The 2,606-nt window shown below is 39.2% G+C and carries 1 protein-coding gene; it reads left to right on the forward strand.

The features are described from left to right. Positions 1-2,606: glycoside hydrolase family 2 TIM barrel-domain containing protein (locus Q8907_15985; protein MDP4275769.1), on the forward strand; the 2,606-nt coding region annotated here is incomplete at both ends.

Consider the following 2,606-nt stretch of genomic DNA (forward strand, 5'->3'; position numbering starts at 1 on the left):
AAATGGTTTCTGGAAATATAAGTTTATACCTGATGTTTCTTTTCTCCCCGTTAATTATAAACCTGAATTTGATGTGAATTCCTGGGACACGGTTCAGGTTCCGGGAATCATTAGTCAGTCTTCTTCGAATTTAAAAGCTGCTGGAAATTCAAGTTCTGTTAATTCGATTCAGGAAATGACTGCTTTATACAGTACTACCTTTACGGTGCCCGATAATTGGGAGGAAAGGCAGACATTTGTTATTTTTGAAGGTGCCGGATCTTCTTTCTCCTTTTGGGTGAATGGCCAAATGGCTGGTTATAGTAAAAATAATTTTTCTCCTGCTGAATTTAATATTTCTTCATTTTTAAAAAAAGGTGTAAATGTGCTGACTGTCCGGTTATACCTCAATTCACATGATGAATTCAAAACTCTGGTTGGCGGACGACTGGGGAATGTTTATCTTTATTCCAAGCCAAATATAAGCATCAACAATTATACCGTATCTACCGATCTCAACCAAAAATATAAAGATGCCACAATAAAGCTTTCAGTTGAAATAAAAAAACTTATTGACCGGCGTTTTAAGCATCTCAGCCTGGAAGCCAGTCTATACGACGCTGACAAGCATAAAATGTTTTCAGTGAACTCTTCTGAACTTAATTTCATTAAAAACGGATTCTTAAAAATCGACCTGGCGCACAATCTGAAGAATCCTGAAAAATGGAATGCTGAAACACCTTATTTGTACACTTTGATCCTTACTTTAAAGGATAAATCGGGATCTGTGATTGAGTCGGTAGCCGGCAGGGTAGGAGTGAGGAAGGTGGAAATCGGGAACGGTTCATTGTGGGTTAATGGCCGGCGGGTGATTATCCGGGGAATAAATAAAATGGAAGGACATTCTTTTGACAAATCTGTTATGGAGGAAGAAATCAGAAGAATGAAGCAGTTCAATATGAATGCCCTGCGTATTGTTGGGCCTTGTACTCAGGATCTGTGCGATTTATGCGATGAATACGGCATCTATCTTTGCCCTGAAACCGGTTTGGAAGCAACGACTTTTAATGGCAAAACTTTAAATGATTCTGTGTGGACAGTGTCTTCTTTGGACAGGGTAAAGGGAATGGTGGAAACATGCAGGAATCATCCATCGGTTATTTCCTGGTGGTTGAATGACAAGCAGGATCATATCTACAGTCATCAGAACATCATTAATTGGTTACATCAGAATGATCCTGGCCGTCCTTTTGCTGATTTGACGGCTGTTGTCAATTCCAATACCGATATTCTGGCTCCAGTGAGTCCGGGTTTAGAAAAATATTTATCGCTCAGAAAAGAGAATAAACCGGTAATTATTCCTTATTACTCCGGTCCCCTTTTCAGTTACCTGGCAGATTGTGATCAGAAACAGGATACCAGCCGATTTGACCAGGGCGGTTTTGCTTCTGAAAAGATTGGACGTGGCTTCATTTTCAAAGATTCTATTGGCAAGGCCCAGGGAAATGCGAGTGGCTTTGTGGATGAAAATTCTGGTATACAGTCTGATTTGTTTGTTTACAAGCATATCATTCAACCGGTAAAGATTACGGCTTTCAATCTGAAGGATAACAAAATAAAAATTCAAAATTGTTTTGAAGCTGCTGATTTATCCGGATTGAAAGGATTCTGGGAATTAAAGGATGGTGGAACAGTTATCCAACAGGGTGAATTGCCAAAACTGGATCTTCCTGCAGGTATGGGTAAGGTGGTTGATATCCCTTTTACAGCCCCAGCCATTAAGCCCGGACATGAATATTGGCTTAATCTTTATTTTCAATTAGGCCATAATACGAAATTTGCATTTCAGGGCCATGAAGTGGCCTGGCAACAGTTCAGAATGCCCTATGATTCTCCTTTGTCATTATTTACCTGGGATAAAAAAGACAAATCACTTGATTTGTTTGAAAATTCAGAAACTTATCAGGTTACCGGCAAAGATTTCGCTGTCACCTTTGGCAAAGAACTGGGTACAATAACTTCTTTCCAATTTAAAGGAAAAGAACTGTTTAAAAATGGGCCTGTGATGGATTTTGATGATAGTTGGGAAAATAATTCAACCGGCATTTCAAAATTCCAGAAGCTGGGACTTCATCATTTAAAAACCGTAGTGGATAAAATAACTGCTGTCAGGGAAAAGACGGGGTATGTAGAAATCAGGGTAGACAAAAAAGTATATAGTGATTCTGTCAACTATATGCTTGACAATACCGTTACTTATGGGGTTTTTCCGCAGGGGGATATTATTGTCAATCAAAATATCAGTTTTCAGGGTGCTTATTTATCCTCAAAAGACCTGTTGTTGTCTGATCTTGGGGTGAAAATGGATGTTCCATCTGAATTTGAACAGTGCAAATGGTTTGGCCGCGGTTCTGTTGCTGATTCGTCAAATTATCGTAACAATATCACTAAAGTTGATGCCTATTCTTCTTACCCAATGAAAAGGGATGACTTAAAAAATGAAGGAATCAAGAGTGATGTACGTTGGTTAACCTTGACGGATAAAGGAGGTCTGGGATTTGCCATATTGGGCCAGCCTGTTTTTGATGCTTTTGCCATTAAATACCCTGCTCATACCGGGAAAAATG

This window comes from Bacteroidota bacterium (assembly GCA_030706565.1).
Taxonomy (GTDB): Bacteria; Bacteroidota; Bacteroidia; order Bacteroidales; family JAUZOH01; genus JAUZOH01.